Origin of the sequence: Thioclava sp. NG1 (genome assembly GCF_003122275.1) — a bacterium.
Taxonomy (GTDB): Bacteria; Pseudomonadota; Alphaproteobacteria; order Rhodobacterales; family Rhodobacteraceae; genus Thioclava; species Thioclava nitratireducens.
Window position 1 is genome coordinate 120,786 of the sequence record NZ_QFBB01000004.1, and the last position, 24,185, is coordinate 144,970.

Annotated in this window: 35 protein-coding genes and 1 tRNA gene; 10 read left to right on the plus strand and 26 right to left on the minus strand. The window is 63.5% G+C overall.

Annotation, left to right across the window (positions count from 1 at the left end; translation table 11 throughout):
• Position 1: 1 nt before the first annotated feature.
• From DEM26_RS08770 to mbfA, 5 genes are all read right to left on the minus strand, one after another.
• Positions 2-619, minus strand: a complete 618-nt coding sequence (locus tag DEM26_RS08770) for an HAD family hydrolase (RefSeq protein ID WP_088723139.1) — start codon at positions 617-619, stop codon at positions 2-4.
• Entirely contained in the window at positions 612-1,070 is a 459-nt protein-coding gene (locus DEM26_RS08775; protein WP_109172182.1) for a YaiI/YqxD family protein, read from the minus strand. Before DEM26_RS08775 ends, DEM26_RS08770 begins: the two co-directional genes overlap by 8 nt.
• Complete coding sequence (gene fghA / locus DEM26_RS08780; protein WP_075775334.1) at positions 1,067-1,897, minus strand: S-formylglutathione hydrolase; 831 nt, start codon at positions 1,895-1,897, stop codon at positions 1,067-1,069. Before fghA ends, DEM26_RS08775 begins: the two co-directional genes overlap by 4 nt.
• Before the next feature lie 10 nt (positions 1,898-1,907).
• Positions 1,908-2,825, minus strand: coding sequence for an AEC family transporter (locus DEM26_RS08785; protein ID WP_088725212.1), 918 nt, complete (start codon positions 2,823-2,825; stop codon positions 1,908-1,910).
• Between the two features lie 127 nt (positions 2,826-2,952).
• A complete protein-coding gene (gene mbfA, locus DEM26_RS08790; protein WP_075775332.1) occupies positions 2,953-3,930 on the minus strand; it encodes an iron exporter MbfA in 978 nt (325 codons plus the stop codon).
• A gap of 155 nt (positions 3,931-4,085) precedes the next feature.
• On the opposite strand from mbfA, the gene DEM26_RS20355 reads away from it, so the two are divergent.
• On the plus strand, positions 4,086-4,250 hold the full coding sequence (locus DEM26_RS20355) for a hypothetical protein (protein ID WP_157771528.1): 165 nt from the start codon (positions 4,086-4,088) through the stop codon (positions 4,248-4,250).
• Here the strand turns inward: DEM26_RS20355 and trhO are convergent.
• Positions 4,247-5,152 carry an oxygen-dependent tRNA uridine(34) hydroxylase TrhO gene (gene trhO, locus DEM26_RS08795; protein ID WP_109172183.1) on the minus strand — a complete coding sequence of 302 codons (906 nt, stop codon included), beginning with the start codon at positions 5,150-5,152 and terminating at the stop codon, positions 4,247-4,249. The genes DEM26_RS20355 and trhO overlap by 4 nt on opposite strands.
• A 98-nt stretch (positions 5,153-5,250) precedes the next feature.
• On the opposite strand from trhO, the gene pncA reads away from it, so the two are divergent.
• Positions 5,251-5,850, plus strand: a complete 600-nt coding sequence (gene pncA, locus DEM26_RS08800; protein ID WP_109172184.1) for a bifunctional nicotinamidase/pyrazinamidase — start codon at positions 5,251-5,253, stop codon at positions 5,848-5,850.
• A 3-nt stretch (positions 5,851-5,853) separates the two neighbouring features.
• Complete coding sequence (gene pncB, locus DEM26_RS08805) at positions 5,854-7,161, plus strand: nicotinate phosphoribosyltransferase (RefSeq protein ID WP_109172185.1); 1,308 nt, start codon at positions 5,854-5,856, stop codon at positions 7,159-7,161.
• A gap of 4 nt (positions 7,162-7,165) precedes the next feature.
• On the opposite strand, the gene DEM26_RS08810 is transcribed toward pncB, so the two are convergent.
• From DEM26_RS08810 to dapF, 7 genes are all read right to left on the minus strand, one after another.
• Complete coding sequence (locus DEM26_RS08810; protein ID WP_075775461.1) at positions 7,166-8,647, minus strand: inorganic phosphate transporter; 1,482 nt, start codon at positions 8,645-8,647, stop codon at positions 7,166-7,168.
• A gap of 88 nt (positions 8,648-8,735) precedes the next feature.
• Complete coding sequence (locus DEM26_RS08815; RefSeq protein ID WP_088719854.1) at positions 8,736-9,179, minus strand: NUDIX hydrolase; 444 nt, start codon at positions 9,177-9,179, stop codon at positions 8,736-8,738.
• Complete coding sequence (locus DEM26_RS08820; protein ID WP_109172186.1) at positions 9,176-10,153, minus strand: phosphotransferase enzyme family protein; 978 nt, start codon at positions 10,151-10,153, stop codon at positions 9,176-9,178. Before DEM26_RS08820 ends, DEM26_RS08815 begins: the two co-directional genes overlap by 4 nt.
• On the minus strand, positions 10,150-11,412 hold the full coding sequence (locus tag DEM26_RS08825) for an aspartate aminotransferase family protein (RefSeq protein WP_109172187.1): 1,263 nt from the start codon (positions 11,410-11,412) through the stop codon (positions 10,150-10,152). The genes DEM26_RS08820 and DEM26_RS08825 overlap by 4 nt, the downstream gene beginning before the upstream one ends.
• Entirely contained in the window at positions 11,402-11,824 is a 423-nt protein-coding gene (arfB, locus tag DEM26_RS08830) for an alternative ribosome rescue aminoacyl-tRNA hydrolase ArfB (protein ID WP_075775325.1), read from the minus strand. The genes DEM26_RS08825 and arfB overlap by 11 nt, the downstream gene beginning before the upstream one ends.
• 42 nt (positions 11,825-11,866) lie before the next feature.
• Entirely contained in the window at positions 11,867-13,129 is a 1,263-nt protein-coding gene (gene mtaB, locus DEM26_RS08835) for a tRNA (N(6)-L-threonylcarbamoyladenosine(37)-C(2))-methylthiotransferase MtaB (RefSeq protein WP_109172188.1), read from the minus strand.
• A complete protein-coding gene (gene dapF, locus DEM26_RS08840; protein WP_369907759.1) occupies positions 13,126-13,926 on the minus strand; it encodes a diaminopimelate epimerase in 801 nt (266 codons plus the stop codon). Before dapF ends, mtaB begins: the two co-directional genes overlap by 4 nt.
• A gap of 142 nt (positions 13,927-14,068) precedes the next feature.
• On the opposite strand from dapF, the gene DEM26_RS08845 reads away from it, so the two are divergent.
• Together DEM26_RS08845 and DEM26_RS08850 are read left to right on the plus strand one after the other, a co-directional pair.
• Positions 14,069-14,144, plus strand: a tRNA-Lys gene (locus DEM26_RS08845).
• A gap of 831 nt (positions 14,145-14,975) precedes the next feature.
• On the plus strand, positions 14,976-15,170 hold the full coding sequence (locus DEM26_RS08850; RefSeq protein WP_109172190.1) for a hypothetical protein: 195 nt from the start codon (positions 14,976-14,978) through the stop codon (positions 15,168-15,170).
• A gap of 57 nt (positions 15,171-15,227) precedes the next feature.
• Here the strand turns inward: DEM26_RS08850 and DEM26_RS08855 are convergent, their stop codons facing one another.
• The 13 genes from DEM26_RS08855 to DEM26_RS08910 form a co-directional block, all read right to left on the minus strand.
• The gene (locus tag DEM26_RS08855) at positions 15,228-15,875 is read right to left on the minus strand and encodes a Fic family protein (RefSeq protein ID WP_109172191.1); all 648 of its coding nucleotides are present in this window, start codon (positions 15,873-15,875) and stop codon (positions 15,228-15,230) included.
• Positions 15,872-16,078, minus strand: coding sequence for a hypothetical protein (locus DEM26_RS08860; RefSeq protein ID WP_109172192.1), 207 nt, complete (start codon positions 16,076-16,078; stop codon positions 15,872-15,874). Before DEM26_RS08860 ends, DEM26_RS08855 begins: the two co-directional genes overlap by 4 nt.
• Positions 16,079-16,544: 466 nt before the next feature.
• The gene (locus tag DEM26_RS08865) at positions 16,545-17,738 is read right to left on the minus strand and encodes a hypothetical protein (RefSeq protein WP_109172193.1); all 1,194 of its coding nucleotides are present in this window, start codon (positions 17,736-17,738) and stop codon (positions 16,545-16,547) included.
• Between the two features lie 22 nt (positions 17,739-17,760).
• Positions 17,761-18,078, minus strand: coding sequence for a hypothetical protein (locus DEM26_RS08870; protein WP_109172194.1), 318 nt, complete (start codon positions 18,076-18,078; stop codon positions 17,761-17,763).
• A 12-nt stretch (positions 18,079-18,090) separates the two neighbouring features.
• Positions 18,091-18,231 (minus strand): hypothetical protein, encoded by a 141-nt coding sequence (locus tag DEM26_RS20360; RefSeq protein WP_158275102.1) that lies wholly within the window; start codon positions 18,229-18,231, stop codon positions 18,091-18,093.
• A complete protein-coding gene (locus DEM26_RS08875) occupies positions 18,231-18,467 on the minus strand; it encodes a hypothetical protein (protein ID WP_109172195.1) in 237 nt (78 codons plus the stop codon). The genes DEM26_RS20360 and DEM26_RS08875 overlap by 1 nt, the downstream gene beginning before the upstream one ends.
• Complete coding sequence (locus tag DEM26_RS08880) at positions 18,464-18,739, minus strand: hypothetical protein (RefSeq protein WP_075775317.1); 276 nt, start codon at positions 18,737-18,739, stop codon at positions 18,464-18,466. The genes DEM26_RS08875 and DEM26_RS08880 overlap by 4 nt, the downstream gene beginning before the upstream one ends.
• Positions 18,739-18,975 carry a hypothetical protein gene (locus DEM26_RS08885; RefSeq protein ID WP_146194446.1) on the minus strand — a complete coding sequence of 79 codons (237 nt, stop codon included), beginning with the start codon at positions 18,973-18,975 and terminating at the stop codon, positions 18,739-18,741. The genes DEM26_RS08880 and DEM26_RS08885 overlap by 1 nt, the downstream gene beginning before the upstream one ends.
• Positions 18,972-19,130, minus strand: a complete 159-nt coding sequence (locus DEM26_RS20365; RefSeq protein WP_158275103.1) for a hypothetical protein — start codon at positions 19,128-19,130, stop codon at positions 18,972-18,974. Before DEM26_RS20365 ends, DEM26_RS08885 begins: the two co-directional genes overlap by 4 nt.
• A gap of 104 nt (positions 19,131-19,234) precedes the next feature.
• Entirely contained in the window at positions 19,235-19,516 is a 282-nt protein-coding gene (locus tag DEM26_RS08890) for a hypothetical protein (protein ID WP_109172197.1), read from the minus strand.
• On the minus strand, positions 19,513-20,064 hold the full coding sequence (locus DEM26_RS08895) for a hypothetical protein (RefSeq protein WP_109172198.1): 552 nt from the start codon (positions 20,062-20,064) through the stop codon (positions 19,513-19,515). Before DEM26_RS08895 ends, DEM26_RS08890 begins: the two co-directional genes overlap by 4 nt.
• A gap of 3 nt (positions 20,065-20,067) precedes the next feature.
• Positions 20,068-20,331: a hypothetical protein gene (locus DEM26_RS08900; protein WP_109172199.1), complete on the minus strand. Its 264-nt coding sequence runs from the start codon at positions 20,329-20,331 to the stop codon at positions 20,068-20,070.
• Positions 20,332-20,711: 380 nt separating this feature from the next.
• Positions 20,712-21,479 carry a LexA family transcriptional regulator gene (locus tag DEM26_RS08910; RefSeq protein WP_109172201.1) on the minus strand — a complete coding sequence of 256 codons (768 nt, stop codon included), beginning with the start codon at positions 21,477-21,479 and terminating at the stop codon, positions 20,712-20,714.
• Between the two features lie 98 nt (positions 21,480-21,577).
• On the opposite strand from DEM26_RS08910, the gene DEM26_RS08915 reads away from it, so the two are divergent.
• The 5 genes from DEM26_RS08915 to DEM26_RS08935 all read left to right on the plus strand — a co-directional run bounded on the left by DEM26_RS08915 (position 21,578) and on the right by DEM26_RS08935 (position 24,182).
• On the plus strand, positions 21,578-21,868 hold the full coding sequence (locus DEM26_RS08915) for a hypothetical protein (RefSeq protein ID WP_146194447.1): 291 nt from the start codon (positions 21,578-21,580) through the stop codon (positions 21,866-21,868).
• A 357-nt stretch (positions 21,869-22,225) separates the two neighbouring features.
• Entirely contained in the window at positions 22,226-22,516 is a 291-nt protein-coding gene (locus tag DEM26_RS08925; protein WP_109172204.1) for a hypothetical protein, read from the plus strand.
• A complete protein-coding gene (locus tag DEM26_RS08930; protein WP_109172205.1) occupies positions 22,509-22,823 on the plus strand; it encodes a hypothetical protein in 315 nt (104 codons plus the stop codon). The genes DEM26_RS08925 and DEM26_RS08930 overlap by 8 nt, the downstream gene beginning before the upstream one ends.
• Positions 22,817-23,152 carry a hypothetical protein gene (locus DEM26_RS20370; RefSeq protein ID WP_158275104.1) on the plus strand — a complete coding sequence of 112 codons (336 nt, stop codon included), beginning with the start codon at positions 22,817-22,819 and terminating at the stop codon, positions 23,150-23,152. The genes DEM26_RS08930 and DEM26_RS20370 overlap by 7 nt, the downstream gene beginning before the upstream one ends.
• Complete coding sequence (locus DEM26_RS08935; RefSeq protein WP_109172206.1) at positions 23,145-24,182, plus strand: hypothetical protein; 1,038 nt, start codon at positions 23,145-23,147, stop codon at positions 24,180-24,182. Before DEM26_RS20370 ends, DEM26_RS08935 begins: the two co-directional genes overlap by 8 nt.
• Positions 24,183-24,185: the final 3 nt, after the last annotated feature.

Below are 24,185 nucleotides of genomic sequence, written 5' to 3' on the forward strand. Positions count from 1 at the left end.
CTTATGCGGCCTCCGCCTCCTCCAGCAGCCCTTCCTCGACCAGCCGCCGCGCCCAGCCTTCGGGCCCGTCGAAGAGATGCGTCTTCCAGCCGAAGGTATGCGCCGTCGCGATATTGTCGGCGCGGTCATCGGTGAAGATCAGATCCGAGCCGGACAGCCCCGACGCGTCCTCGACCATCTGATAGATCTTCGGATCGGGCTTCGTGACGCCCATATGGCCAGAGATGAAATCGCGGTCGAACTCGCGCAGGAACGGGTAATGCGTCGCCGCGAAATCGTAGCTTTCGATCCCGAAATTCGTCAGCGAGAAGACCGGTATCCCCTTGGCCTGCAGGGCTTTCATCAGCCGCTGCGAATGCGGGATACCCGGCGAGGCCATCTCGATCCAGTCGTCGTGCCAACGCCGGATCGCATCGCGCCAGCTCGGGTATTTCTCGGCCCATGCGTAGATCGTCTCGCGGAAGGGCGCGCCGCGGTCGATTTCGTCATTCATGCCGTGCAGATCGACCTCTGTGAACATCTGCTCGCGGGTCTCGCGCGGCATGATCCGGTCGTAATGCCGCTCGGGTTGCCATTCGATCAGCACGTTTCCGATGTCGAAGATAACTGCCTCAACCATTCTTAACCTCTCTTGCCGCCGCCCGCGCCACCCGGTCGAGCGCATCCGAGAACCGCGCCCGATCCGCCTTGGAGAACGGCTTGCCGCCGCCCTGCCGGAACGGATCGGCAGAGCGCAGATCCGCCATCAAATCCCGCGTTGCCAGAACGTTGCCGATATTGGCGGGCGTCAGCGCCTCGCCATCGGGGCGCAGGACGCGCGCGCCGGACTCGACGCATTTTGCCGCTAGCGGAATGTCATTGGTGATCACCACATCACCGACGGTCGCCCGCTCGGCGATATACATGTCGGCCACGTCCGGCCCCTGACCGACATAGACCATCTCGACCAGCGGATTGGGCGAGGGCCGCAGCCCGCCATTGGAGACCAGCATCAGCTTGATCCCGAGACGGGTCGCGACCTTCTCGGCCTCGGCCTTCACCGGGCAGGCATCGGCATCGACCCAGATCACGCCCAGAGCGCCTCGGCGTGGAACTCGATGTGATCGGGAATGAAAGTTGAGACGAAATAGTAGCTGTGATCGTAACCTTCCTGAATCCGGAAGGTGCCGGGCTGACGGCGCGCGGCCATCGCCTCGGCCAGCGCCTCGGGCTTCAGCAGATCGAGGAACTGATCCGAGCCGCCTTGGTCGATCAGCACTTCGCCGTCGAACCCACGTTCGCGCATCAGAAGCGTGGCATCATGCGCGGCCCATGCGGCCTCGTTGTCGCCCAGATAGGCGCTGAACTGCTTGCGGCCCCAATCGCTTTGCGTCGGGTTCGCGATCGGCGCGAAGGCCGAGACGGACCGGAAGCGCTCGGGCTGGTGCATCGCCAGCGTCAACGCGCCATGCCCGCCCATCGAATGGCCGGTGATCGCCTGCCGCTCGGGATCGATCTCGAAAGCGGCGTCGATGGCGTTCGGAAGTTCCTCGGCGATGTAATCCCACATCCGGAAATGCGGCGCCCACGGATCCTGCGTCGCGTTGACGTAAAAGCCCGCGCCCTGCCCCAGATCGTAATCCTCATGGTTGGCGACGCCCTCGCCGCGCGGCGAAGTGTCGGGGAAAACGAGCGCGATCCCGTGCTCGGCCGCAAACGCCTGTGCGCCTGCCTTGGTCATGGCGTTCTCATGGGTGCAGGTCAGCCCCGAGAGATACCACAGCACCGGAACCGGCCCGTCCTCGGCCTCGCGCGGCAGGAACAGCCCGAAGGTCATCTCGCAATCGTTGACCTTCGAGGCGTGCGAGTAGACGCCTTGGACGCCTCCGAAACAGCGGTTTTCCGAGATCGTTTTCATCAGAGCCTCCTTAGCCGTGAACCCAGTGGATGACCGCCGGAACCGTGAGGATCGAGACGGCGGTCGAGACGAGGATGGACGCCGAGACGCGCTGCGGCGCCACCCCGAAATGCTGCGCCAGAATATAGACATTGCCCGCGACCGGAAGGGCGGCGGCGGCGATCATCACGCCTGCCGCGAAGGGATCGACGTCGAAGATCAGAAGCGACGTGATCGCGATGGCCGCCGGATGCAGGAAGAGCTTGCCGAAGGACAGCCAAACCGCCGGCGCGGGTTTCTCCGCCGATTTCCCCGCGAGCGACGCGCCAATGGCGAACAGCGCGCCCGGCGTGGCGGCGGCGCCCAAAAGCGTCATGAATTCCTCAAGCGGACCCGGCATCGGCAGCTTCAGCCCCGCCCAGGCGAGCCCCGCCACCATCGAGACGATCATCGGGTTCTTCACAAGCCCCAGCGCGATCGGCGCGAGAGAGACCTTCCCGTGCCGCGCGGCGGTGATGAAGATCGTGATGATCGAGGAGAACACGATCAGATCGCAGCTCAGCACCATCAGCACCGGCCCGACCGCTGCCGGTCCCAGCAGCACCACCAGCATCGGCACGCCGAGGAAGCCGGTATTGCCGGTCATCGAGGTATGCGCCTCCATCGCCGAAAGCGCGGTGGGAAGTTTGCGCGCCTTGGCGACGGCGAAAGTGATCAGCCAGACCGCGCCGGAGCCGGTCAGGTAGGCGAGGATGAACTGCGGATCGACGAGCGCGTCCAGATCGAGATTGGCGGAGAATTTGAACAGCATCGCCGAGAGCGCGAAGTAGAAGACGAACTTCGTCAGCCACGCGGTCGCCTCGGCGGTGAAAAAGCGGATCTGTCCGGCGAACCAGCCAAGCCCGATCAGGGCGAAAAAGGGCAAGGTCTTCAGAAAGATCTCGAGCATGGCCAAGGGCTAGCATGCGCCTTTGGCAAGTGCCAGATACGGAATGTGACCCATGTACCCGTGGAAAGGCGGGGATGCCTCCGGCGGGGATATTTTCGCCAAGCCGAAGGCAAATCGCAGGTCGGCGTCAGCCGCCGCCGATCAAGACACCGGCCGCAAAGACCAGCGCGCCGCCGAGCACGACCTGGAAGGCCGCGCGCAGGAAGGGCGTTTCCATGAAGCGGTTCTGGATCCACGCGATCGCCCAGAGCTCGATGAATACGACGATGATCGCGATGGTGGTCGCGGTCCAGAAATCGGGGATCAGGTAGGGCAGCGCGTGGCCCAAGCCACCTAGCATGGTCATCACGCCCGAGGCGATGCCGCGCTTGATCGGCGAACCGCGGCCCGAGATCACGCCGTCATCATGAGCGGCTTCGGTGAAGCCCATCGAGATGCCCGCGCCGACCGAGGCCGCGAGGCCCACGAGGAAGGTGGTCCAAGGATTTTGGGTCGCGAAGGCGGTGGCGAAGATCGGCGCGAGGGTCGAGACCGAGCCGTCCATCAGTCCGGCGAGACCCGGTTGCACCCAAGTCAGGATGAACTGGCGATGGGCCTGACGGTCTTCTTCTTCCTTCTCGCTCTCGGGCAGATGCGTGCCGGTCAGCTCTTCGGCCTTCTTCTCGTGGCCGAGTTCGGCTGCGGCGAGATCGCCCAGCAACTCGCGCGTGCTGGCATCAGAGCTACGCTGGGCGGCGAGCGTATAAAACTTGCCCGCCTCGCGCTCCATCGCCTCGGCCTCGCCGCGGATCGTATCGAGTGATAGGTTCTTCGTCAGCCAGATCGGTTTGCGGTTGTAGAAGCCCGCGACATGCTCGCGACGGATCAGCGGGATTACTTCGCCGAAACGCTCCGTGTGCCGGGCGATCAGGAGGCGGCGATGCTCGTCTTCCTCTTTCGCCATCTCGTCGAAAATCTTCGCGGAGCCCGGAAACTCATCGCGCAGATGCTCGGCATATTGGCGATAGATGCGCGCGTCGTCCTCCTCGGAGGAAATCGCGAGCGCAAGCACTTCCTGTTCGGAGAGATCGTCGAAACGGCGGCGTGACGCGAAACCGGGAAGCATGGGAGGCCCTCTTTTTTAGAACGGTTCTAAAATAGGGGGCTTTGCCTTCAGTGCAAGGCAGTATTTTGAACCATTCAGTTCATTAGGCCTTGATTTCCGAACCGAACGGTTCATATTGCGCTCCGAACCAAGTAGTTCAGTTATGGAGAACCGCTATGAAACGTCTCGCTTACGCCCTTGTTCTGTCCGTGTTTGGCGCGACTGCCGCGTCGGCTGGCGTCGGGGATTTCTCGCTACCGCGTCTGGACTTCCCGACCACCGGGGCTCCGACCGTCACGCAAGGCTGCAACGATCTGACGCAGGTCTGCGCGGATAATTAATCGCGTCCGAGATGCGCTTCGCCCCGCTCGGCGGCGAGGCGCATCTGACGTTCGCGCTCCCGGAAGCGGTCGCGATCGGCATCGGAATACTCGCCGATGCAGCGGTGACAGGAGACGCCTTCCTCGTAATCGGGGTGGCGTTTGTCTTCCGCGGAAACCGGACGGCGACAGGCGTGACAGCTGTCGTAATCGCCCTGTTTCAGCCCGTGGCGCAGGCTCACGCGCTGATCGAAGACGAAGCAGTCGCCCTGCCAGAGCGAGCCGTCTTCGGGCATGTCTTCGAGATATTTCAGGATGCCGCCCTTGAGGTGAGAGACCTCGGGCACCCCTTCCGAGAGCAGGAAATTCGTCGATTTCTCGCAGCGGATACCGCCGGTGCAGAACATCGCGACGCGCTTGTTATGGAAGCGATGCGCATTGTCGCGCCACCATTGCGGAAATTCGCGGAAGCTCTTCGTGCCGGGGTCGATGGCACCCTCGAAAGTGCCGATCTCGATCTCGTAATCGTTGCGCGTATCGATCACCACCGTGTCGGGCGAGGAGATCAGCGCGTTCCAGTCCTGCGGCTCGACGTAATGGCCGACGCGGGCTTTGGGATCGATATCGGGCTCGCCCATCGTGACGATCTCGCGCTTGAGCCGAACCTTCATCTTGCCGAAAGGCATCTCGGCCGCCGCGCTTTCCTTCCATTCCAGATCGGCGCAGCCCGGCAAGCCGCGGATATGCGCCAGCACCGCATCGATCCCTTCACGGGTCCCGGCGATCGTGCCGTTGATCCCTTCGTGCGCGAGCAGGAGCGAGCCTTTCACACCTTGCGCGCAGGCAAGCTTCGCCAGCGGGGCCTTCAAGGCCTCGGGGGACTCGAACCGGGTAAAATGGTAAAGGGCGGCAACGGTGAACATGGGCCCCGCATTAGCGCCGTGCAGGGGCATTAGGCAAGAGCCGTTGACCATGTGGGGCCCGCGCCCTACCCATGGAGAGACCCTGCGGGAGAGACAAAATGACCAAAGCCCTGATCGTGATCGACGTGCAAAACGATTTCTGCCCCGGCGGCGCGCTGGCGGTAGCGGGGGGCGACGAGATCCTTCCGCGCGTGAACACGCTGATGACCGAGTTCGACACCGTGGTGCTGACGCAGGATTGGCACCCGGCGGATCACTCCTCTTTCGCGAGCCAGCACGAAGGCGGCGCGCCCTTCACGCAGATCCACATGGAGTATGGGCTGCAGACCCTCTGGCCGGATCATTGCGTCCAAGGCAGCAAAGGGGCGGAGTTCCACCCCGATCTCGCCGTGGACCGCGCGCAGCTGATTATCCGAAAGGGGTTCCGGCGCGGCGTCGACAGCTATTCGGCTTTCTTCGAGAACGACCACAAGACGCCGACCGGGCTTGCAGGCTATCTGCGCGACCGGGGCATCGAGGATCTGACCTTCGTGGGGCTCGCCACCGATTTCTGCGTCGCGTGGTCGGCGCTGGATGCGGCGAAGCTGGGCTTCCGCGCGACCGTGATCGAAGGCGCCTGCCGGGCGATCGACCTCGACGGCTCGCTGCAGGAGGCGCATAGCGAGATGCGCTCTGCCGGTGTAAAGCTGGAGGCCTGATCCATGGTCGACATCGCGAGCCGCGTCTATAACCACAAGTGGAAGATCGACCCGATCGTGCGGTCCCTGATCGACACAGATTTCTACAAGCTATTGATGTGTCAGTCGATTTTTCGCAACAAGCCGGAGACGCGGGTCAAGTTCAGCCTGATCAATCGCAGCAAGTCGATCCGGCTGGCGGAGTTGATCGACGAGGCGGAACTGCGCGAGCAGCTCGATTATGCACGCTCGTTGAAACTGTCGCGCGGGGAGAGCACCTGGCTGCGCGGCAACACGTTCTACGGCAAGCGACAGATGTTCCGCTCGGATTTCATGGAATGGTTCGAGGGCTATCAACTGCCGCCCTACCACCTGGAAAAGCGCGACGGGCAATATGAGCTGACCTTCGAGGGCAAGTGGCACGAGGTCATGCTCTGGGAGATTCCGGCGCTCGCGATCCTGATGGAGCTGCGCGGCCGGGCAGTGCTGAACACGATGGGGCGGTTCGAGTTGCAGGTGCTTTATGCCCGCGCCATGACGAAGGTCTGGGAGAAGATCGAGGCGCTGCGCGAGTTGGATCACCTGCGGATCGCGGATTTCGGCACACGGCGACGGCACAGCTTCCTGTGGCAGGACTGGTGCGTGCAGGCGATGCTCGAAGGGCTTGGTGACATCTCCGAAGGGGGCGCGTTCACCGGCACTTCGAACTGCCTGATCGCGATGCGGCGCGACATCGAGGCCGTGGGCACCAACGCGCATGAGATGCCAATGGTCTATGCGGCGCTGACCGATAGCGATGCGGAGCTGGCAAAGGCGCCCTACAAGGTGCTGGCCGATTGGCACGAGGAGCATGACGGCAACCTGCGTATCATCCTGCCCGACACCTACGGCACGAAGGGTTTCCTCGATCACGCACCGGATTGGCTGGCGGGCTGGACCGGTATTCGCATCGATTCGGGCGATCCGGCGACCGGCGCGGATATCGCGATCGACTGGTGGAAGGCACGCGGCGAGGACCCGCGCCAAAAGCTGGTGATCTTCTCGGACGGACTGACCGTCGACAAGATTCGCGAGTTGCACGCGCAGTTCGCCGGGCGCGTGAAGGTCAGTTTCGGCTGGGGCACGCTGCTGACGAACGACTTCCGCGGGCTGGTGCCGCATGACGCGCTTGCGCCGTTCAGCCTTGTCTGCAAAGCGGTCGAGGCCGATGGGCGTCCGACGGTGAAACTGTCGGACAATCCCGAAAAGGCGATGGGGCCGGAGGCGGAAATCGCCCGCTACAAGCGCGTCTTCGACGTCGGCCAGCAGCAGGCGATGAAGGTCATGGTCTGAGCGATCAGGTCATCGCGTTGAGGATCAGGTAGAACACCGCCGAGAGCGCGGCCGAGGCTGGGACGGTCACGATCCACGCCGTGGCAACAGTCATCATATGCGATCGGCGCACCAGTAGGCGGCGTTTGCGCTCTTCCGGCGGGACGGGTTTGCCCTTGCGGGTGCCCAGCTCACGCGCGCGTTTCTCGGCGTGCCACTCGCGGTAGAAACCCACGCCGAAGATGCCGCCGACCGCGATATGCGTCGAGGAGACCGGCAGACCCAGCCAGGACGCCACGATCACCGTGATTGCCGCCGACAGCGCCACGCAATAGGCGCGCATCGGGTTGAGCTTGGTGATCTCGTTGCCGACGAGGCGGATCAGCTTGGGCCCGAACAGCAACAGACCGAAAGAGATGCCAAGCGCACCCACGGCCATCACCCAGAACGGGATGTCGACCTGCGCCGCGATATCGCCCTGCTCCACCGTGTGCACGATGGCGGCGAGCGGACCCACCGCATTGGCGACGTCATTCGCACCATGGGCGAAGCTCAGCAGCGCAGCAGAGACGACGAGCGGCAGGCCGAACAGCGTCTTGAGGGACTTCTTGCGATTCTCCATCCCCTCGGATTGGCGGCGGATCATCGGGATCGTGATCAGCCAGCCCACAAGACCGACGACGAGCCCGATCAGGACGGCCTCGACGATCGTGATCTTGAACAGGTGCTTCAGGCCTTTGAGCGCGAGATAGGCAGCGAAGGCCCCCGCCATGATCCCGATCAGGATCGGTACCCATCGCCGGGCGGCCGCGATCTTGTCGTCGACATAGATCACCTTGGACTTGATAAGTGCGAGGAAGGCCGCCGCGATCACCCCGCCGAGGATCGGCGAGATCACCCAGCTTGCCGCGATCATCCCCATCGACGCCCAGTCGACCGCGCCGAAGCCCGCGGCCACGATGCCCGCGCCGACGACGCCGCCGACGATGGAGTGCGTGGTCGAGACCGGCGCGCCCAGCCATGTCGCGAGGTTCAGCCACAAAGCCGCCGCCAGAAGCGCCGCCATCATCGCCCAGACGAAATGCCCGGAATCGGGCAAGGCGGTGGGTTCGATGATGCCTTTCGCGACGGTCTTGACGACATCGCCGCCCGCGACGAGCGCGCCCAAGCTTTCGAAGATGGCGGCGACGATCAGCGCCCCGATCAGCGTCATCGCGCGTGAGCCCACGGCGGGGCCCATGTTGTTGGCCACGTCATTGGCGCCGATGTTGAGCGCCATATAGGCCCCGATCGCGGCAGCGAAGATCACCACCAGCTGGCCAGGCTGACCTCCCACCAGCACGGCGGCCACCAGTCCGGCGAGCACGATGAAGGCCAGCGCGACTCCCGGCGCAACCATGCCACGCGCCACGAATTGCGCGGCGCTTTCGACACGACCGATCCGCTTGAGATCCTTGTCGAGCGTTTTCCACTGATTGACGCGGGACTCGTTGTCTTGATTGGCCACCGTCACGAACCTGTCATCTAATTGTCAGAACCCGCGCGGGGTAACGGGTTTAACCCGCTGTGACAAGGCGTCAGGCCCGTTTCGGCGCTCAGAGCTTGCGCAGAATTTTTTGCAGCCCCTCTTCCGCCACAAGCTTCGCGGCCTCCTTCGGCGCGAACCATTTGCGCTTGCGCTGATGTTCCTCGGGATAGGACTTCATCAGGGTCTCCACCCGCAGCGGGAAGACGACGACATCGGTGGGCGTCGCCAAGCCGCTATCGAGGATCTTGTCATAACGGAATGCCCCGGCGGGCTCCTTGTCGATCTTGCCGACGACTCCGGCCTCTTCCCACGCCTCCTGCTTGGCTGCGCCGGACAGCGAGCGTCCCCGCATCGGCCAGCCTTTGGGGATGACCCAGCGCCCGGTATCGCGGGAGGTGATCAGCAGAACCTGGGTCTTTCCGTCACGGATGCGCAGACAGAGCGCGCCCACCTGCAAAGAGGCGGGACGATAGCCCAGCAGGCCCTTGGCGACGGATTTCGCCCATTTCATCGACTGGTCTCCCATGGCGGCGTACGGTTCTCCAAATGCTGTGCGAGATCAAGCGCACGTTCTACATATAGTTTTTGGCGCGGATCGGAAGGCAGGGCCCGGGTCACAATCCAGCCAGCGGAGGCGAAGGCCCTCAGCGCCACGAAAAGCGGCAGGAGTGCCTCCTGATCGGGCGGAAGCGGTCGCAGGCTGCGATAGCCCTCGACGAGCCCTGCCGCCTGTTCGCCCCAAAGCGGGTCGCCCCAGCCCTGCACCAGCGCCGTCGCGAGGTCGTAGAGCCGGTAGCCCGGCCCGCAATCGTCGAAGTCGATCAGGGCGAGCCCGTCCGGCGTCGACAACACGTTCTCACGCAGGCAATCGGCGTGGATCGGACCATAGTCCTGTGCCTGTGCCAAAAGCACACGCGCAAGGCCGCGGCCCGAGGACAGCGTTGTGGCCTCAACTTCCGAAAGCTGAGGATGTTCCCAGAAACGACCCCAAAGCGGACGCTCCCCCAGAAACCCCTCGCCATCCCACGGGTTCCGGTCGAACCCGTCGGGCGGGGCGGCATCGCTGCTGATGTGAAGCTGCGCGATGAGGCGACCCAGCGCCTGGGCCTCGGTGCGCACTGCTTCTGGCGTCCCGGAGAGCGGCTGATCGCCCGCGCCGATCGGCGTCCCGTCCAGCCAACCCACGCAAGAGGTGACGCGGTCCTCCACGAGCCCTGTCAGAGCGCCCTCGCTCGTGCGCACCGGGCGCGGCACCGGCATCCCCTGATCGGCGAGGCTTTCGCACCAGCGCAACTCGGCCTCGACCCCTTCGCGGCCCTGATAACCGGGCCGGTGCAAACGCAACGCGACATGGCGTCCATCCTTCAGATGCGCCTCGAAGACGATATTCTCGCGGTTCTTCACCAGTCGCGGCGGCTCGGGCGCACCTCCCCATGAAGCGAGGGCAGACTCCGCCATCGCCCGTGCGGTCTCGTCCGAGATCATGCAGGAAGCTCCTCGAAACTCTGCGAAAGCTTCTCAAGCATTTCATCGGCATCGCTGCGATTGAAGACCATCGGCGGGCGGATCTTGATAATGTGTTGTGCCCGGCCCACGCGGCCCATCAAGACATGGCGCTCGCGCATCGCTTCGACGATCCGGCCCGCGGCTTCGCTGGCGGGCTTGCCGTCCTGCGCCAGTTCGATCCCGAGGAACAGGCCAAGGCCCCGCGTGTCGGCGATCAGCGGATGGGACAGGTCGCGCAGCCCTTGCAGAAGGTAGTCGCCGACCTGTGCCGCGTTCTCCTGCAAGCCTTCGTCCTCGATCACCTGCAACGTCTCCATTGCGGCTGCGACCGAAACGGGATTCCCGCCGAACGTGTTGAAATAGCCGAAAGCCTCGCGGAAGGCGCCCATCACCTCGGGCGTCGCAACAAGGCCCGCGACCGGGTGCCCATTGCCCATCGGCTTGCCCATCGTGACCACGTCAGGCGTGACGCCCAGCCATTCGTGCCCCCAGAAATGCGAGCCGATCCGGCCGAAACCCGGCTGCACCTCGTCACACAGGATCAGCCCGCCCGCGCGGCGGATCGCCTCGACGGTCGGGTCTAGGAAACCGGGCGCGATGCCGGGCATCCCCTCATTGGCGAAGATCGGGCAGAGCATGAGCCCCGCGAAGCCGTGGCCGCTCTCTTCCAGCTCGGCAATCGCCTGCGCGACGTTGGCCGCAAAGGCTTCGGACTGCGCCTCGAGCGATCCGCCCAAGGGGGTGAGACTGTCGGGCGCCGGCACCCGGCGGATATGGTCGGGCCAGCCCCCGATCGGCGGGCGGCGGGTCGACAGATGCGCCACGGCGGTGGTGTTGCCGTGATAGGTGTTGTCGGTCGCGATGAAGCCGCGCTTGCCGGTCACCGCCTGCGCCATGCGCAAAGCGACGTCATTGGCCTCGGACCCGGTGCAGGTCATGAGAAGCTGACCGTCGAAGGCGAACTTGCCCAGCAACGCCTCGGCATAATTTAGGATGCCCTCATGCAGATAGCGCGTGTGGGTGTTGAGCGTCGCGGCCTGTTCGCAGATCGCCTTCACGATGCGCGGATGGCAATGGCCGCAATGGGCGACGTTGTTATAGGCGTCGAGGTAGCGCTGGCCGTCGGCGTCGAAAAGCGAAGCGCCCTCTCCCCGCACGATCTCCACCGGGCGGTCGTAGAAGGTCGGCACGTTCGGCCCTAAAAGCCGTTCGCGCCGGTCCAGCAGATCACTCCCCATCCGAGACCTTCCCGCGCAGCGCTTTCTTCTCGCCGTGAATCGCCTTCGCCTTCAGACGCCGCTTCTTCGAGCCGAGCGTGGGCCGCGTCGGGATGCGTTTCTTGGGCTTTTCGCAGGCCTTTCGGATCATCTCGGCGAGGCGGTCGCGCGCGATCTCGCGGTTGCGCGCCTGACTGCGCGTGTCCTGCACCAGCAGCAAAAGCGCCCCGTCGCTGGTCCATCTGCGCCCCGCGATCCGGCGCAAGCGGTTCTTCACCGGTTGCGGCAGGTGCGGCGAGCGTTCGGCCTCGAAGCGCAGCTCCACCGCGGTCGAAACCTTGTTCACATTCTGCCCCCCTGGACCTTGCGCCCGGGTGAAGGTTTCGGTGATTTCCCAATCCTCGATGGTTATCTGATCGTTGATCCGCAGCATGGGCCACAAGCTAGCTCACGCTGCGAAAAACGAAAGCCCCCTTCAGCCCGCCAGCAACCGCGCCCCGTCATGGCCAGTGATGCACACGCTCATCAGCGTGCCTTCGGGCTGGTCCGCCTCGAACGTCACCTCGGCAAAGCCTTCGGTGCGCGCGACGCGCGGGGTCTCGGTCAGCACGCGCTGTTCGGTGCCGACCTGCGCGTCGAGATGGGCGGCCAGCGCGGCGTCGCCCTTCGCGCGCAGCCGGGCCGCGCGCTCCTTGACGATGGGACCTTTCACGGCAGGCATCCGCGCGGCGGGCGTGCCCTTGCGCGCGGAATAGGGGAAGACATGCAGGAAGGTCAGCCCGCAATCGTCGACGAGCCGCAGGGAGTTTTCGAACATCTCCTCGGTCTCGGTCGGGAAACCCGCGATAATATCCGCGCCGAAGACAATCCCGGGGCGCAGCTTGCGCGCTTCCTCGGTAAAGGCGATGGCGTCGTCGCGCAGGTGGCGGCGCTTCATCCGCTTGAGGATCATGTCGTCGCCCGCCTGAAGGCTGAGATGCAGATGCGGCATCAGACGCGGCTCACTCGCGATCGCCAGCATCAGGTTCTCATCCGCCTCGATCGAGTCGATGGAGGAGATGCGCAGGCGCGGCAGGTCCGGCACGAGGCGCAGGATTCGCATCACCAGATCGCCCAGACGCGGCTCGCCCGGCAGGTCCGCGCCCCAGGAAGTCAGATCGACCCCTGTGAGGACGACCTCGTTGAAGCCGCGATCCACGAGGCGCTTGATCTGCTCGACCACGACGCCCGCCGGGACGGAGCGCGAATTGCCGCGCCCGAAGGGGATGATGCAGAAGGTGCAGCGGTGATCGCAGCCGTTTTGCACCTGCACATAAGCGCGATGGCGGCCGAACCCATCGATCAGGTGACCGGCGGTCTCCTTCACCGACATGATGTCGTCGACCATCACCCGCTCGGTCTCGCCGATGAAATCGGGGCCTTGCGGGGCGAGCTGCGCCCAGGTGTCGGCCTGCATTTTCTCGTGATTGCCGATGATCTTGGTGACCTCGGGCATCGCGGCGAAGGTGTCGGGCTCGGTCTGCGCAGCGCAGCCGGTCACGATCACCGGCACGTCCGGATTCTCGCGCGCGAGACGGCGGATTTCCTGCTTGGCCTTGCGCACGGCCTCGGCGGTCACGGCACAGGTATTGACGACCACGGCCCCTTCGAGCCCGGCGCCTGCAGCCAATTCCTTCATCGCCTCCGTCTCATAGGCGTTGAGACGGCAGCCGAGAGTCGAGAAAACGGGCGGTTTCATATCGCGTCCAGAAAATCTTGAGTGAGGGTCGCATCGAACACATGCGCGGTGGGGCCGGTCATCCAGACGCCATCTTCGCGCCAGTCGATCTCCAGCTGGCCGCCATCGACATCGACGAGGACGCGCTTGCCGGTGAGCCCCCGCAGATGCGCGGCGACGGCGGTGGCGCAGGTGCCCGAGCCGCAGGCCAGCGTGATGCCGGTGCCGCGCTCCCAGACGCGCATCCGCAGATGGTCGAGGCCGATCGCGCTGGCAAATTCGACATTGGTGCGCTCGGGGAACAGGGGATCATGCTCGATCACCGGGCCCTGGCGATCCACTTCGACAGCCTCGGCATCGTCCACGAAGAAGACGCAATGCGGGTTGCCCATGCCGACCGCGATCGGGTCGCCGCCCAGCGGCAGATGCGCGGGATCGATGCCGGGCAGAATCGGAATTTGCGCCGCTTCGAGAATCGGCGCGCCCATATTGACCGAGACCATCCCGTCCTCGCGCCGCACCGCGCTGAGTTGCCCGCGTTCGGTGAGCAGCGTGACACTCTCCCGACCAAGCTGGCGCATCATGTAATCGCTCACGCAGCGGGTCGCATTCCCACATGCACCCGCCCGCGTGCCATCGTTGTTCCAGAAATCGAGCGTGAAATCAGCCCCTTGGGCGGGGCGGATCACCGCGAGCTGGTCGAATCCCACGCCGCGATGCCGATCACCGAGCGCACGCGCGAGCGCAGGCGTGACCGGATCGTCGCCGTTCCGGGCGTCGATCACGACGAAGTCATTGCCGAGCCCATGCATCTTCATGAAGGGCAGTCCGCTCTGTATGCGCTTTGTATTCATGGCGCGCGATATACGCCCGCGCCAAGGTTTTTTCCAGATGTGCAATTTTTGTGAATTTTATGCCTTGACCCCCCCGGCGGGGGTTTGTAGAGACGCGCCCTGTGATGGGCCGTTAGCTCAGTTGGTAGAGCAACTGACTTTTAATCAGTGGGTCGCAGGTTCGAATCCTGCACGGCTCACCATCATCCCCCTAATATGTAACGCATTTCTCAGCCTCGGCTGGGTTATGCGTCCGACCGTCCGACAGCGTCCGGATCGGACGCTCGGATTGAGCGAGGGAAAATCAGGTGACGAAAGCTCGAGATCTCCAGCGCCATCGCCTGCACCTCTGGTGCGCCTGCGGCCACAGGGGCTCTGTGAGCCTGCGAGAGGCGGCAGAGAGGAACCCTGAGGTCACGGTCGAGGATTTGGCGCGGAAGGCCGTCTGCCAGCGCTGTGGCCGCCGCGGCGCGGCTGAGCTTCGCATCGTTTACCACACCGAAAACTGAGCTGGACGAATCACCCACGTCTGAGTTCGGCAGTCGAGAGTAGCCGAAAACGCTACTGCACTGAAAAATCCGGGATTTTTTTACCTGTCTTTATGGTCATGCACGCTTTCGAGCGATTACTGGTAAGCCGTTGAAAACCCAGCTGCGGCGCGGCGGACGTTTCCGCTTTGTTTCCCATAACTTAGATGTCTCATGTGACAAAATGTCCAGCAAATCAGGACGTTGGAGGAATCGCGCGTGCGCTTCCTTTCCCTACCGGTCAACTGAAAAATGGACAGACATTGGGCGAAAGTTTCGTTGACGCCCCCACAGCACGAACGGCACATTGTGTGTGCCGGTATCCGATCTGCCCTAGTGGTAGAAGCCGGCGCTGAGGGGGTTCAAATTCATTGAGCCGAACGCGACCCCCTCAGAGCACTTAAATAGACCGCCCATTCTCACGGGCTTTCTGACGGCCATGCTCGCATGCCCGTTGCGGAAGGCGCAACAGAAATTCGGCGGTCTCGGGCGAAAAAGGAGATCCTGATGAACGCCTCGACGATGAGCCACTGGCTCGACTTTGACGATGCCACCGACGTGTGGCGCCACAACCTTCAAGGCAAATCGATTGCTGCTATTGCGGCTTGGTTCGATGTGAGCCAATCGCAAGTGGATGCTGTCCTCAAAGGCCGCATCCACCCTGGCAGCTTGCGCGCTGCGCTCCAGTCGATCTTGGTTTGATAAGCGTTGTCCTGGGCGGGTAGCCTCGTCCAGGACATCTACGTAACGACGCGAGGATTAAGGTTGCGCTGGCGGCGCTTCTCCCGGCTGATCTCGGTCGTGGATCTCCTGGAGAAGACGATCGAGGAAAGCGGTGAGCTCACTCAAGTCCAAGGCCCCAAGTGCAGCGGAGGCATCCACCCGCTTCAGTATCTCGATGTACTCAGGCCGATTCTCGACGATCTTTTCTGGCAGGATCGTCGAATACGGAAGCCAACCACCGAGCTTGACGCAAATAACGAAGTAGCAGGCCGCGCGAGCAGTTCTTCCGTTCCCGTTGAAGAATGGATGGATGAGATTGAGCCGCCACAGTACATACGCTCCAAGCGTTAAGGGATCGGCTTCCAGCCACGCTCGGTTCACCTCGTTGATGAACTGATCCATCGTGTCCGGAAGCTGCCAAGGCTCGGGAAACATATCCTTGAGACCATCTTCAGAGGACATGTACACTTTCCCCGATCGCCACTGTCCTGCGTCAGTGTGCAGACAGGCGATCGCGTGGAAGTTCAGGGCTTTTACTATCGTACCCGACAGGTGCAATTGCTGCGACCCGATAGCAGCTTCGACAATAGATTTGAGGAAATCGTAGTGGCGCACCCCGTTTGAAGCGGCGAGCTTCTTGTACTCAGGATGCGCCTCGTTTTGGAAAATGTTGTAGAGGATCAAGCAGCTTCGTCCTCGTGCTCTCGGCCCTCATGCTCATCGATGAGCTTTGCAACGTCGTCACGAGTGAGGTCGCTTTTCTCGTCGAGCGACCCCATGACGAACGAAATCTTCTGCTGCCGGATCTCACGTTCCGACATTTTTCGACCCGCATCCCTTTGGAGACGCTCAAGCAACTTGTCGTTCTTCCATGCGTTGAGTTTCATTTGTCCAGTCCTTTTCATCCAAATCGCAGCAGCGACCGGATATCCTCCCATATACTAGATTTACGAAATCTAGTGACGGTTTGTCACGAACCAACCGCACGTCACGTGAACGTAATGCCAAAAATCCGCTCATTTTATGGCCAATGCGAGTCATAATTGGCACAACCAGCGGTTGGAACAGCGGTAGCGTCACCCTTTCGTTGCTGAGAAACGCGCCCTTATGACCATGGTTCCCGCGGTAGCGAAACCTTCACGACATGATTGGTGCTCGAGGTTGAGCTGATGCAGGTGACGGAAGCTGAGCGCTTCTCTGCCGTACCGTCGAGCCACTCGGGCAAGGGCTTCGGCTTGTTCCGGCACCGTTCGCACTGGCAGTGCGCGCCGTGCGCGTGAAGCGCGCAGCAGCCGGAGACGTTGTCTTTACCGAGGATGTGTCCGCAGCGCGGATCTGCGCAGGTGGCATGCGTCATGCCTTTTTCTCCGTCGAAGGTCTCTTGATAGCACGGATCGCCCGCGAGCGGGTCTCGATCTCGGCCGGGGTGTAGATCATGGCGAGCTGCGCGTTGCTCGCGATCGTGTTGCCGAGCACATCGCCGATGTCGTCACGCTCGACGCCGGCGCGGCGGGCCAGCACGCCGAAGGTGCGGCGCAGATCCCGGAACTGCATTGTCTCGATCGAGCGCAATGCGCCGCTCTCGTCGCGCGCGATCGTCTCAGCGCGAACCTCCTGCCAGCGGCGCTGGAATAGGTCTCGCTCATAGGGTCGATTGAGACGCTCGTCGTGCAGCAGCGGATCCGCGCCACTGCGGCCCGCCTCTGCCGCTGCGGCCATCGCGGCCTCGATGCGGGCAACCGCATCCTGGTGCAGTTGCAGGGCGCCCTCGTTGCCACGCTTCGAGCGGTCGAAGATCCAGACCCAACCCGATGCGACAGCCCCGTCGGGTTGGATGAACTCGAGCTGGTGGAAGTCCTCGATGCGGGCGGAGAAGCAATCCGTCTGACGCTGTCCATGGAGGAGCGAAAGCACCATGGCCGTACCGATCGAGGGCAGGCCGATGTCGTCGGCCGTGGCAAGCAACGCGTCGAACTCCTCCCAGCTCACTACGCGGCCCCTGCCTTTCGGCGTCTTGAGGCCCAGCTTCGCGCAAGGGTTCGAGCCGTCCGGCCGCCAGCCGAGGATCTCTGCGTAGGACATCAGGATCGAGAGCTTCCGGATCAGGCTCTTTGCCTGCCACTCGCCCGAGCCGTCGCGCAGCGTCTCGTACCAGGCGTGCACAATCGACTTGTCGAAGTCGCGCACCTGGTACGGGCCCCACTTCCGCAGGATAAGCCGGAAGCTCGCCTCGTAATCGGATTTCGTCGCAGGCTTGAGGTCCGTCCAGCGGGTCGAGCGACGATATTTCTCGATCAAGGCTTCGATCGAGCGGCCCATCGGGCTCGGCGCTTCGCGTTTTCCAGTGGCGATCGCGCGTGCGAGCTCGGCGTTGAGCCGCTCGGCCTCGCGCTTCGACCAGGTGAGACGACGCTCGTCGAGTTCGACAGAGGAGAAACCGAGCTTGCGGGCGGCGGCCGACGGTTCCCACCAGAGACGGGTGGTGCCATTCGAGCGCGTGCGTTCACGCAGGCCGTTGGGCGGATTAGGGATCAGGCGTTTGGGCATGGGCTTGTCCGACGGTTTGATTTTAGCGGCGGTTCTCTTCACGAAATGCGTTGAGTTGTGCCGCGAATTTCTCAGCCCGCTGACAGGTGCCGGTCCAGAAATCTGGATGCTGGTCCGCACCTGGCTGCGTGAGGTACTCCTCAAATCTCAGAAGCGCATCTCCCGGGTGCCACCTGGTCTCCTCTTTTGAGAATACCATGACGTCGATCGCGCCTACGTGCCCGCTCCAGCGGAAAAAGGCGTCGAACTCAGTTTCCGCCCCGATGAGGAAGCATGTCTGCGCGATCTCAGAGATTATGCGAGCGCATGCGTTCGGTTCGTTTATCAGCGGCTTGTTCATTATGGCTCCGGTTCAGTCGTAGCCGAGCCCATGTGCGAGCGCGGCGGTTCCTAGAGTGGTGACGGTGGCCCCGATTGTCGGACCGGGCATGATCCAGAGCAGGATCAGCCAGAGCGCTGCGATGCCCGCGCCAATGGCGAGCTTGCGGCGCATCAGACGGTTTCTTCCGAGAGGCTCAGCGACACCGCATTGCAAAAGGTCAGCAGTGCTTTTTGCTGATTGTCATCGAGGGTGCGGACCCCATCCATGAAGTCATCGAAGTCCATCGTGCCTCGCTCCAGGCGAGACGCGAGCTCTGCGACCACGTATGGCGTCTGCTCGAGGTTATCGGCGAGCTCCGACACGATCTGGTCGCGCAGGATGCCGGCGGTGAAATGATAATCGCTCATGACCGCCGCGCCTCCGCGAGCATCCGGACCTTGCCCGATGCAATGAGCGCCGGGTCGATCGCGGGATCCTCGCCCTTCGGCGTGCCGTTCATCTCGATCCAGTGCTCGATCTGGTCGCGGCGGTATTTCAGCGGGCGCTTCCAGTGCGGCATCGGGATCGGAAATCCGTGATGGTCCTCGAGATCCGTTCTGCGGATCAGGAAGGCTTGCGACGACGGTAGGCCCAGCATCTCGGCGACTTCGGCGGTGTCGATGAAGGTTCGCTCAGTCATCAGGCCGCCCTCCCGTCACGAAAGGGCGCGCTCGAAACGGCGCGCGGCGCTTCCGGGAACGCCTCGGCCAGAGCAGCGTCCAGGCCCATGCCGAGCGGGCGCGTCGCCGGGTTGCAATGCGCTATCGCCGCGATCTCCTGCACAGAGACAATCAGGTGATGAGCTGAGCGGGCGAAGGTGAGTGCCTGGACAAGGTCGGTCGAGAGCATCGGTCGGGTACGGTTGGCACGGTTCATTTCAGCCCCCCGTTATTGCGGGCCTCGAGCACCGCGCGCTGGCGCGCGATCGAGGCGGTAAAGTCGTCCTGCGTCTCGGGCTCGGCCGAAGCGAGAGCGTAATGCTGCAGCCAGTTGCGCAGCATGGCCCGGAAACCTGTGAACAGTGCGTGCATCGGTTCTGCTTTCTCGTTGGCTCCCGCCTGCCGCCTGCGGCTGGAGCGTGGGGTGCGTGGGGGCGAAGGCGAGCAGCGCTTCGCGGGCGGCCCCCGTGGGGTAATCAGAGGAGGGTGTCGCTCGGCGGTGCCGCCACGCTGACAGGCGGACCCACGCGGCGATGCTCAAGCTGGATCTCGGTCAGATCGGCGACGACCTGGACCATCTTCCCGCAATGGGTCAGCAGATCGCCCTTGCGGACGGTGGTCTCGTCATTGGAGCCGATCTGGTTGCCGGAGCGTTCGATCCGAGCACCGTTCAGCCGCATCGCCTCACAGGCCATGCGCCAGCCGGCGCGCTCCGCTGCGGTCATCAGTTCGGTCGGCATGGGGATGGAGATGGTCACTGCGTCACCTCTTGCGGCTGGATGGCGAAGACGACGGACAAAGGCAGGCCAACGGCCCGGGCGCGCTTGCCCGCGAAGGTCATGTTGGAGAGCTCTGCCCCGGTCATGTGGCGGAGAGCCGAAGTCAGGCCGGTGCCCGCCCATTCGGTGCCCTCGAAAATCAGGCCGATCGCTGGCACGGACGCGGCGGAGCCGATCCAGAGGCGATCATCCGCGCTTACGCGCAGGCCGACCGGGCCGAGCCCTGCATTGATCCGCGCAAGCGCAGACGGGAGGTGGCGCTGAGAGCGGGCGTGGAGCACCCAGTCCTCGATCTTCGCGTCGATCCCGGCGTCGAGCTGCAGGAAGTCGGTGGAGAGTAGATGGGAGATCGCCGCCTCGGCCGAGCTTGCGTCGGCGTCGATGTCGACCGCCACGGCGCGCTCGATGATCCGGGCGCCGCGCGGCAGACGGGATTTCAGAGCGCGTTCCGCAGCTGCCGCATCACGCGCGGCGATGCGATGGGTGCGGTGACGCTGTTCGATCGTGTGGAGCGAGAAGATCTTCATCGCTCAGCGCCCCGGCATCAGGATGACCTTGTCGTCAGCGGCAAGGTCCCGGATCACGTTCATGCGGCGGCGATACTGCAGCAGCTCCTCGAAGGCCGGACGCGCGACCAGAAGCAGCAGCTCGGCCGAGTGCGGGTCGAGATGATCGAGGCCGCCATCGTCGGCCAGCGCGCGCTCTACGTTCGTCGCGGCCGAGATGGCGTGTTCGAGGGTTTTATCGGAGATCGGGCCGAGTTCGGCCGGCGGAACGAGAGGCGAGTGTGCCATGGGCTTGGCTCCTGGTGCAGTGGTTCTGCATCAAGAGTTAGGAGTGGGCACCGCACACTGTCAAGGCAAATTGTGCGATTATCGCATTTTTTGCCGAGAGGGCCCGTAGCGATGGAGGAGAACAGCGCGTCGCCCCGCCCAATCCCCGATCCCCTCAGCGGCCATATTTATACCGATTAAAAGCGGGATGCTCAGGAGGAACCCCAAGCTCAAAACCCATTCAAGCCTGGTCCACCAGAAATAGTGGTCCATGGCATAGGCGCCCGACACGCAGATTAGAAAAATTGAGAGCCAAGAGCGGTCGTGCCATTTGGTTTTCGCACGATCAAACGCGTCTTGCTCGACGTAGTCTGTCGGCCATCCCTCGCCATACGCGTCGATCATTGATCCTCGCTACTTCCCCCGGCGATCCAAATGTCAGTGTCGATTTTTCGCCTAGTGGTAAGCTTTGGGCGAATTGGTCCAGTGGACTTTATCCCGTGCGCGGATTGGTTGATAGCGCGGACCTCGTCCTCGCTAAGCTTTCGCGCCTCATCGCCCATCCGCCAGCTTGCGATAACCTTGCCACGCACCACCACATTGATCCCATCGACAACATGCACGCGCCGGTCTCCCGGCTCCATCGATGCGGCGACCAAAACTGGCGTCTCAAGCCTACGCAGCACCGTTACCGCTCGGTTTTTCGCATTGTCGAAAATTTGGGCGACGACCACATCGCCATTTTTCGCACGCTCAGCCTGATGCGTATCAACTAGCATGTAATCGCCAGGCATATATCCCTGTAGCGCCATAGACCCGGTTTGAACCCGCCAGATATCAACGCCCGCACTTGCACCAAAGGCTTCGGCAATCGTTGGCGTCCTGCGACGATCGTTTTCCTTTGGCGACCAAGGCACAGCATCACCCTCAGAGATCCCGGGGGCCATGCTCTTCAATTCGACACCCGTTCCAACGCCCGCACGCTCAAGAACCTCTGCCAAGGGAACGTCCAGCACCTCAGCAAACTTGCGCGCGAAGTCTAACGTCATCGACCTCTGACCTGTGTAGATCTTCGACACGACCGATCGATCGCGCCCCAAGTGTCGCGCGATATCTTCGGCCGTTACTCCGACCCGCTTCTGCTGCTGTTTGAACCACTTGTCATCCATCGTGACATACCTAGTCACGCAGGATCGCAAATTGATGTGCCTAAATCGCAAATTCTTGATTGCGCGTCGCACTTTTTGCGATTACACCATCTAGTGTTATGACTGCACACCTCACACCAGTCCAAGTATGCGAGGCCCTGCTCGGCGGGGTCGACCGCGTGGCCAAGGCGGCCGGGGTTCACCGCACCACGGTGTTTCCCTGGCGCCGGGCGAGCGCGATCCGCGATGCGGGCGACGTGCCTGGCGCTCGCGTGATGCGCCGGATCCTCGCCTATTCCGCCGCTCGCGGGCTTGGGCTGACGGCCGATCATCTGATCTGGGGCGCGCCGCGCGCCGAGGTGGACGAGATCCTGCTGCGCCGCGACACGGCGCGGGAGGCTGCGGAATGATGCGGGCGGGTTTTTCTTGGCAGTTCCTCCCGGCCGCGTCGGCGGAGCGGTGCGCGGGCCTCACCCGGCGTGCGCCGCTCCGCCTCCATGAAACATCGGCGCTCTTCTCCATCCCGGCGCCGATCAGCGATGCGGCCTTGTCCACCCGCTTTCCCTCGGGTCGGCCGCATCGCATCCAGATCCCTGCGCAAGCGAAACAGGCGATGCGAGCGCAGGGCGGGGCGGTGGGCCGGGCAGTGTGTGCCTGCCGCCCCAACCAGTTCCCTGTGGCGCGCGGGGTCATGCGCGCCGTCACTGCTCCCTGTCCTGACTTCGGGCGAGGTTTCGGCCTCGCCCGCCTTTTCGCGGGAGGTCGCGATGGGCAGTGATGCGATGAAGGTACGCATGGGGGCGTTTTCTGTCGCCATGGCCGCGAAGGCCGGGCGGCTCGAGCCGTCCGCCGTCGATGCACTTTGGTATCAGGCCGAGCATCACCTCGAGGACACAGATCCGCTGCGCGCCGAGATCAGCCGCTTCAAGACCGCTTACGAGATCAACATGCGCCGCCCCGATCGGGTGGCGGAGCTTGGCCAAGAGCTGACCCGCGCAGTCGAGATCGCCGCGCGCCCCGATGCGCCCGATGCCGGGAGGGCCGACATCCATGGTTGATCCAGTAATCGAATATCCAGGCAAAGGCCTCAACGAGCTGCCGGACATGCTGCGATTGTCATCGGCGCGCGGCACCAGCGTTGTCGCTGTGTGTCTGACACCGGAAGAGAAGATCAAGCTGGCCCGCGAGATCGATCGTGGCCGCGCGGGGTCTGTCCGTCATGTCTTCGTTGAGCCGGCCGAGAGCATGACCGCATTCTCGCGCTGGATCTGGTTCGCGGCGCTCTGGCTCAGCGTGCTGAACCTGATCGACGCGCCGGTTTCGACCGCGGTGCATCTGATCCGGATCTGGGTGGCGTCATGGTGAATGCTCCGCGCCTCTCCTCCGCTGATCACACGCTGATGCACTGCGTCGGCTGGCTCGCCAACAACGTCTCGGGCGGCGAGCACCATGTGAAATCCATCTCTTCGATCCTGCGCGACGTGCTGCCCCTGGCGAACCGGACGCTGCCGATCGTGAGCGAGTTCGCCGATGCGGGCGAAGCAATCCTCGCCGCGCTCGCCTCCCGCAAGGGGGCCGAGCATGCGCGGGCGATGTGGGATGCGCAGCTGCTGCTGCAGCGCTGGCACGCCGACCGGCTCGCCCGCGCCTGGGAGGTTCTTCAAGCCGCAGAAAGGGAGGTGCGTAATGGATGACGCCCGGAAGACCTATGATGACTATAACGGGGCCTCGATTGACCTCGCGACGCTGTTCGATCTCGAAGCCAGACTGATCGACGAAGGTAATCTTTCCGAATTCAGCGTGCCGCCTGCCGTTCGCGCCGTTCTGAAATGGGCTGCAGATCACCAGATGCTGCAGGCTGCAAGGCATTTCCCGGTTCCGGTCGGATCTCCGATCGGAACACCGGCCGTGACCTGCGTTCTGGACCCGCTGCGTCACCAGGAGATCGCGCAGGAGTTTCGCCAAGTGCTCGTGGGGCGTTGCGCGCCCTCGATCGACCCTCAGCCCTCCCCCTTGGCTGAGCAACCCGCGCCGGAGAGCGAGGCGGAGGATCTCCCGCCCGAGCCGACCTCTTCGGTAGATAACGGCGCGGTGGCAGGAAGTGCTGCGCCGGAGGCCGGGGCGGAGGCTGCCACCTCCGCCCCGTCGGGCGAGGTGGTGATGGGGCCGCTCAGCGATCACGAAAAGGCCGTGATGGCCTCGGCAAGACTGAAGGGTCGACCCGCAGCAGATGTAGCGGCCGATCTGAACCGCCGCTTGCAGACGGTCGCAATCTACATGTCCAAGCTGCCGAGCGCCGTCGACGAGCCAGAACAGAATACCGACGGGCCCGCAGAGCCTGTGCCGAAACCGACCTTAGCGGTGACGCAGGATCAAGGCCCCAATCCGGACCGGAGAGAAGAGCCGGCCGGCAGTGCCGAGGTGGTTGCGGGCACCTCGGAGCCCGCTGAACATGCTCCTATCCCGACGACCGACCGCTCGATCGAGGCGCATCTGGATGCCATCGGACAGAAGGGCGGCTGGACCACCGGCCGCGACATCGTGCTGATCGAGGGCCTCGCCAAAGGCATCGACAAGGCGCTGATGGCCGATCAGCTGGGCGTCGAGGTGGGCGAGATCATGGCGCGGTTCCGCGCCCTCGTTCCCGGCGGGAAGTTCGAGAGCATGGAGCACCAGCGCAAGCTGATGCAGGTGCTGCGCGCACGCTACGAGCGCGAGGCCTGACCC

What these genes read in the sequence shown, in the direction of transcription:
- DEM26_RS08850 (WP_109172190.1), top strand. Translation starts at nt 14,976, where the DNA reads ATGAACGCCTCGACGATGAGCCACTGGCTCGACTTTGACGATGCCACC.
- DEM26_RS08860 (WP_109172192.1), bottom strand. Translation starts at nt 16,078, where the DNA reads ATGAAACTCAACGCATGGAAGAACGACAAGTTGCTTGAGCGTCTCCAA.
- DEM26_RS08875 (WP_109172195.1), bottom strand. Translation starts at nt 18,467, where the DNA reads ATGAGCGATTATCATTTCACCGCCGGCATCCTGCGCGACCAGATCGTG.
- DEM26_RS08930 (WP_109172205.1), top strand. Translation starts at nt 22,509, where the DNA reads ATGGTTGATCCAGTAATCGAATATCCAGGCAAAGGCCTCAACGAGCTG.
- arfB (WP_075775325.1), bottom strand. Translation starts at nt 11,824, where the DNA reads ATGCTGCGGATCAACGATCAGATAACCATCGAGGATTGGGAAATCACC.
- DEM26_RS08865 (WP_109172193.1), bottom strand. Translation starts at nt 17,738, where the DNA reads ATGCCCAAACGCCTGATCCCTAATCCGCCCAACGGCCTGCGTGAACGC.
- pncA (WP_109172184.1), top strand. Translation starts at nt 5,251, where the DNA reads ATGACCAAAGCCCTGATCGTGATCGACGTGCAAAACGATTTCTGCCCC.
- DEM26_RS20365 (WP_158275103.1), bottom strand. Translation starts at nt 19,130, where the DNA reads ATGCACGCACTGTTCACAGGTTTCCGGGCCATGCTGCGCAACTGGCTG.
- DEM26_RS08870 (WP_109172194.1), bottom strand. Translation starts at nt 18,078, where the DNA reads ATGAACAAGCCGCTGATAAACGAACCGAACGCATGCGCTCGCATAATC.
- DEM26_RS08785 (WP_088725212.1), bottom strand. Translation starts at nt 2,825, where the DNA reads ATGCTCGAGATCTTTCTGAAGACCTTGCCCTTTTTCGCCCTGATCGGG.
- DEM26_RS08935 (WP_109172206.1), top strand. Translation starts at nt 23,145, where the DNA reads ATGGATGACGCCCGGAAGACCTATGATGACTATAACGGGGCCTCGATT.
- DEM26_RS20370 (WP_158275104.1), top strand. Translation starts at nt 22,817, where the DNA reads ATGGTGAATGCTCCGCGCCTCTCCTCCGCTGATCACACGCTGATGCAC.
- DEM26_RS08910 (WP_109172201.1), bottom strand. Translation starts at nt 21,479, where the DNA reads ATGGATGACAAGTGGTTCAAACAGCAGCAGAAGCGGGTCGGAGTAACG.
- DEM26_RS08825 (WP_109172187.1), bottom strand. Translation starts at nt 11,412, where the DNA reads ATGGGGAGTGATCTGCTGGACCGGCGCGAACGGCTTTTAGGGCCGAAC.
- fghA (WP_075775334.1), bottom strand. Translation starts at nt 1,897, where the DNA reads ATGAAAACGATCTCGGAAAACCGCTGTTTCGGAGGCGTCCAAGGCGTC.
- DEM26_RS08885 (WP_146194446.1), bottom strand. Translation starts at nt 18,975, where the DNA reads ATGAACCGTGCCAACCGTACCCGACCGATGCTCTCGACCGACCTTGTC.
- DEM26_RS08770 (WP_088723139.1), bottom strand. Translation starts at nt 619, where the DNA reads ATGGTTGAGGCAGTTATCTTCGACATCGGAAACGTGCTGATCGAATGG.
- DEM26_RS20355 (WP_157771528.1), top strand. Translation starts at nt 4,086, where the DNA reads ATGAAACGTCTCGCTTACGCCCTTGTTCTGTCCGTGTTTGGCGCGACT.
- DEM26_RS08915 (WP_146194447.1), top strand. Translation starts at nt 21,578, where the DNA reads ATGACTGCACACCTCACACCAGTCCAAGTATGCGAGGCCCTGCTCGGC.
- dapF (WP_369907759.1), bottom strand. Translation starts at nt 13,926, where the DNA reads ATGAAGATGCATGGGCTCGGCAATGACTTCGTCGTGATCGACGCCCGG.
- DEM26_RS08900 (WP_109172199.1), bottom strand. Translation starts at nt 20,331, where the DNA reads ATGGCACACTCGCCTCTCGTTCCGCCGGCCGAACTCGGCCCGATCTCC.
- trhO (WP_109172183.1), bottom strand. Translation starts at nt 5,152, where the DNA reads ATGTTCACCGTTGCCGCCCTTTACCATTTTACCCGGTTCGAGTCCCCC.
- DEM26_RS08925 (WP_109172204.1), top strand. Translation starts at nt 22,226, where the DNA reads ATGGGCAGTGATGCGATGAAGGTACGCATGGGGGCGTTTTCTGTCGCC.
- DEM26_RS08880 (WP_075775317.1), bottom strand. Translation starts at nt 18,739, where the DNA reads ATGACTGAGCGAACCTTCATCGACACCGCCGAAGTCGCCGAGATGCTG.
- DEM26_RS08820 (WP_109172186.1), bottom strand. Translation starts at nt 10,153, where the DNA reads ATGATCTCGGACGAGACCGCACGGGCGATGGCGGAGTCTGCCCTCGCT.
- DEM26_RS08815 (WP_088719854.1), bottom strand. Translation starts at nt 9,179, where the DNA reads ATGAAATGGGCGAAATCCGTCGCCAAGGGCCTGCTGGGCTATCGTCCC.
- DEM26_RS08895 (WP_109172198.1), bottom strand. Translation starts at nt 20,064, where the DNA reads ATGAAGATCTTCTCGCTCCACACGATCGAACAGCGTCACCGCACCCAT.
- DEM26_RS20360 (WP_158275102.1), bottom strand. Translation starts at nt 18,231, where the DNA reads ATGCGCCGCAAGCTCGCCATTGGCGCGGGCATCGCAGCGCTCTGGCTG.
- mbfA (WP_075775332.1), bottom strand. Translation starts at nt 3,930, where the DNA reads ATGCTTCCCGGTTTCGCGTCACGCCGCCGTTTCGACGATCTCTCCGAA.
- mtaB (WP_109172188.1), bottom strand. Translation starts at nt 13,129, where the DNA reads ATGAAACCGCCCGTTTTCTCGACTCTCGGCTGCCGTCTCAACGCCTAT.
- pncB (WP_109172185.1), top strand. Translation starts at nt 5,854, where the DNA reads ATGGTCGACATCGCGAGCCGCGTCTATAACCACAAGTGGAAGATCGAC.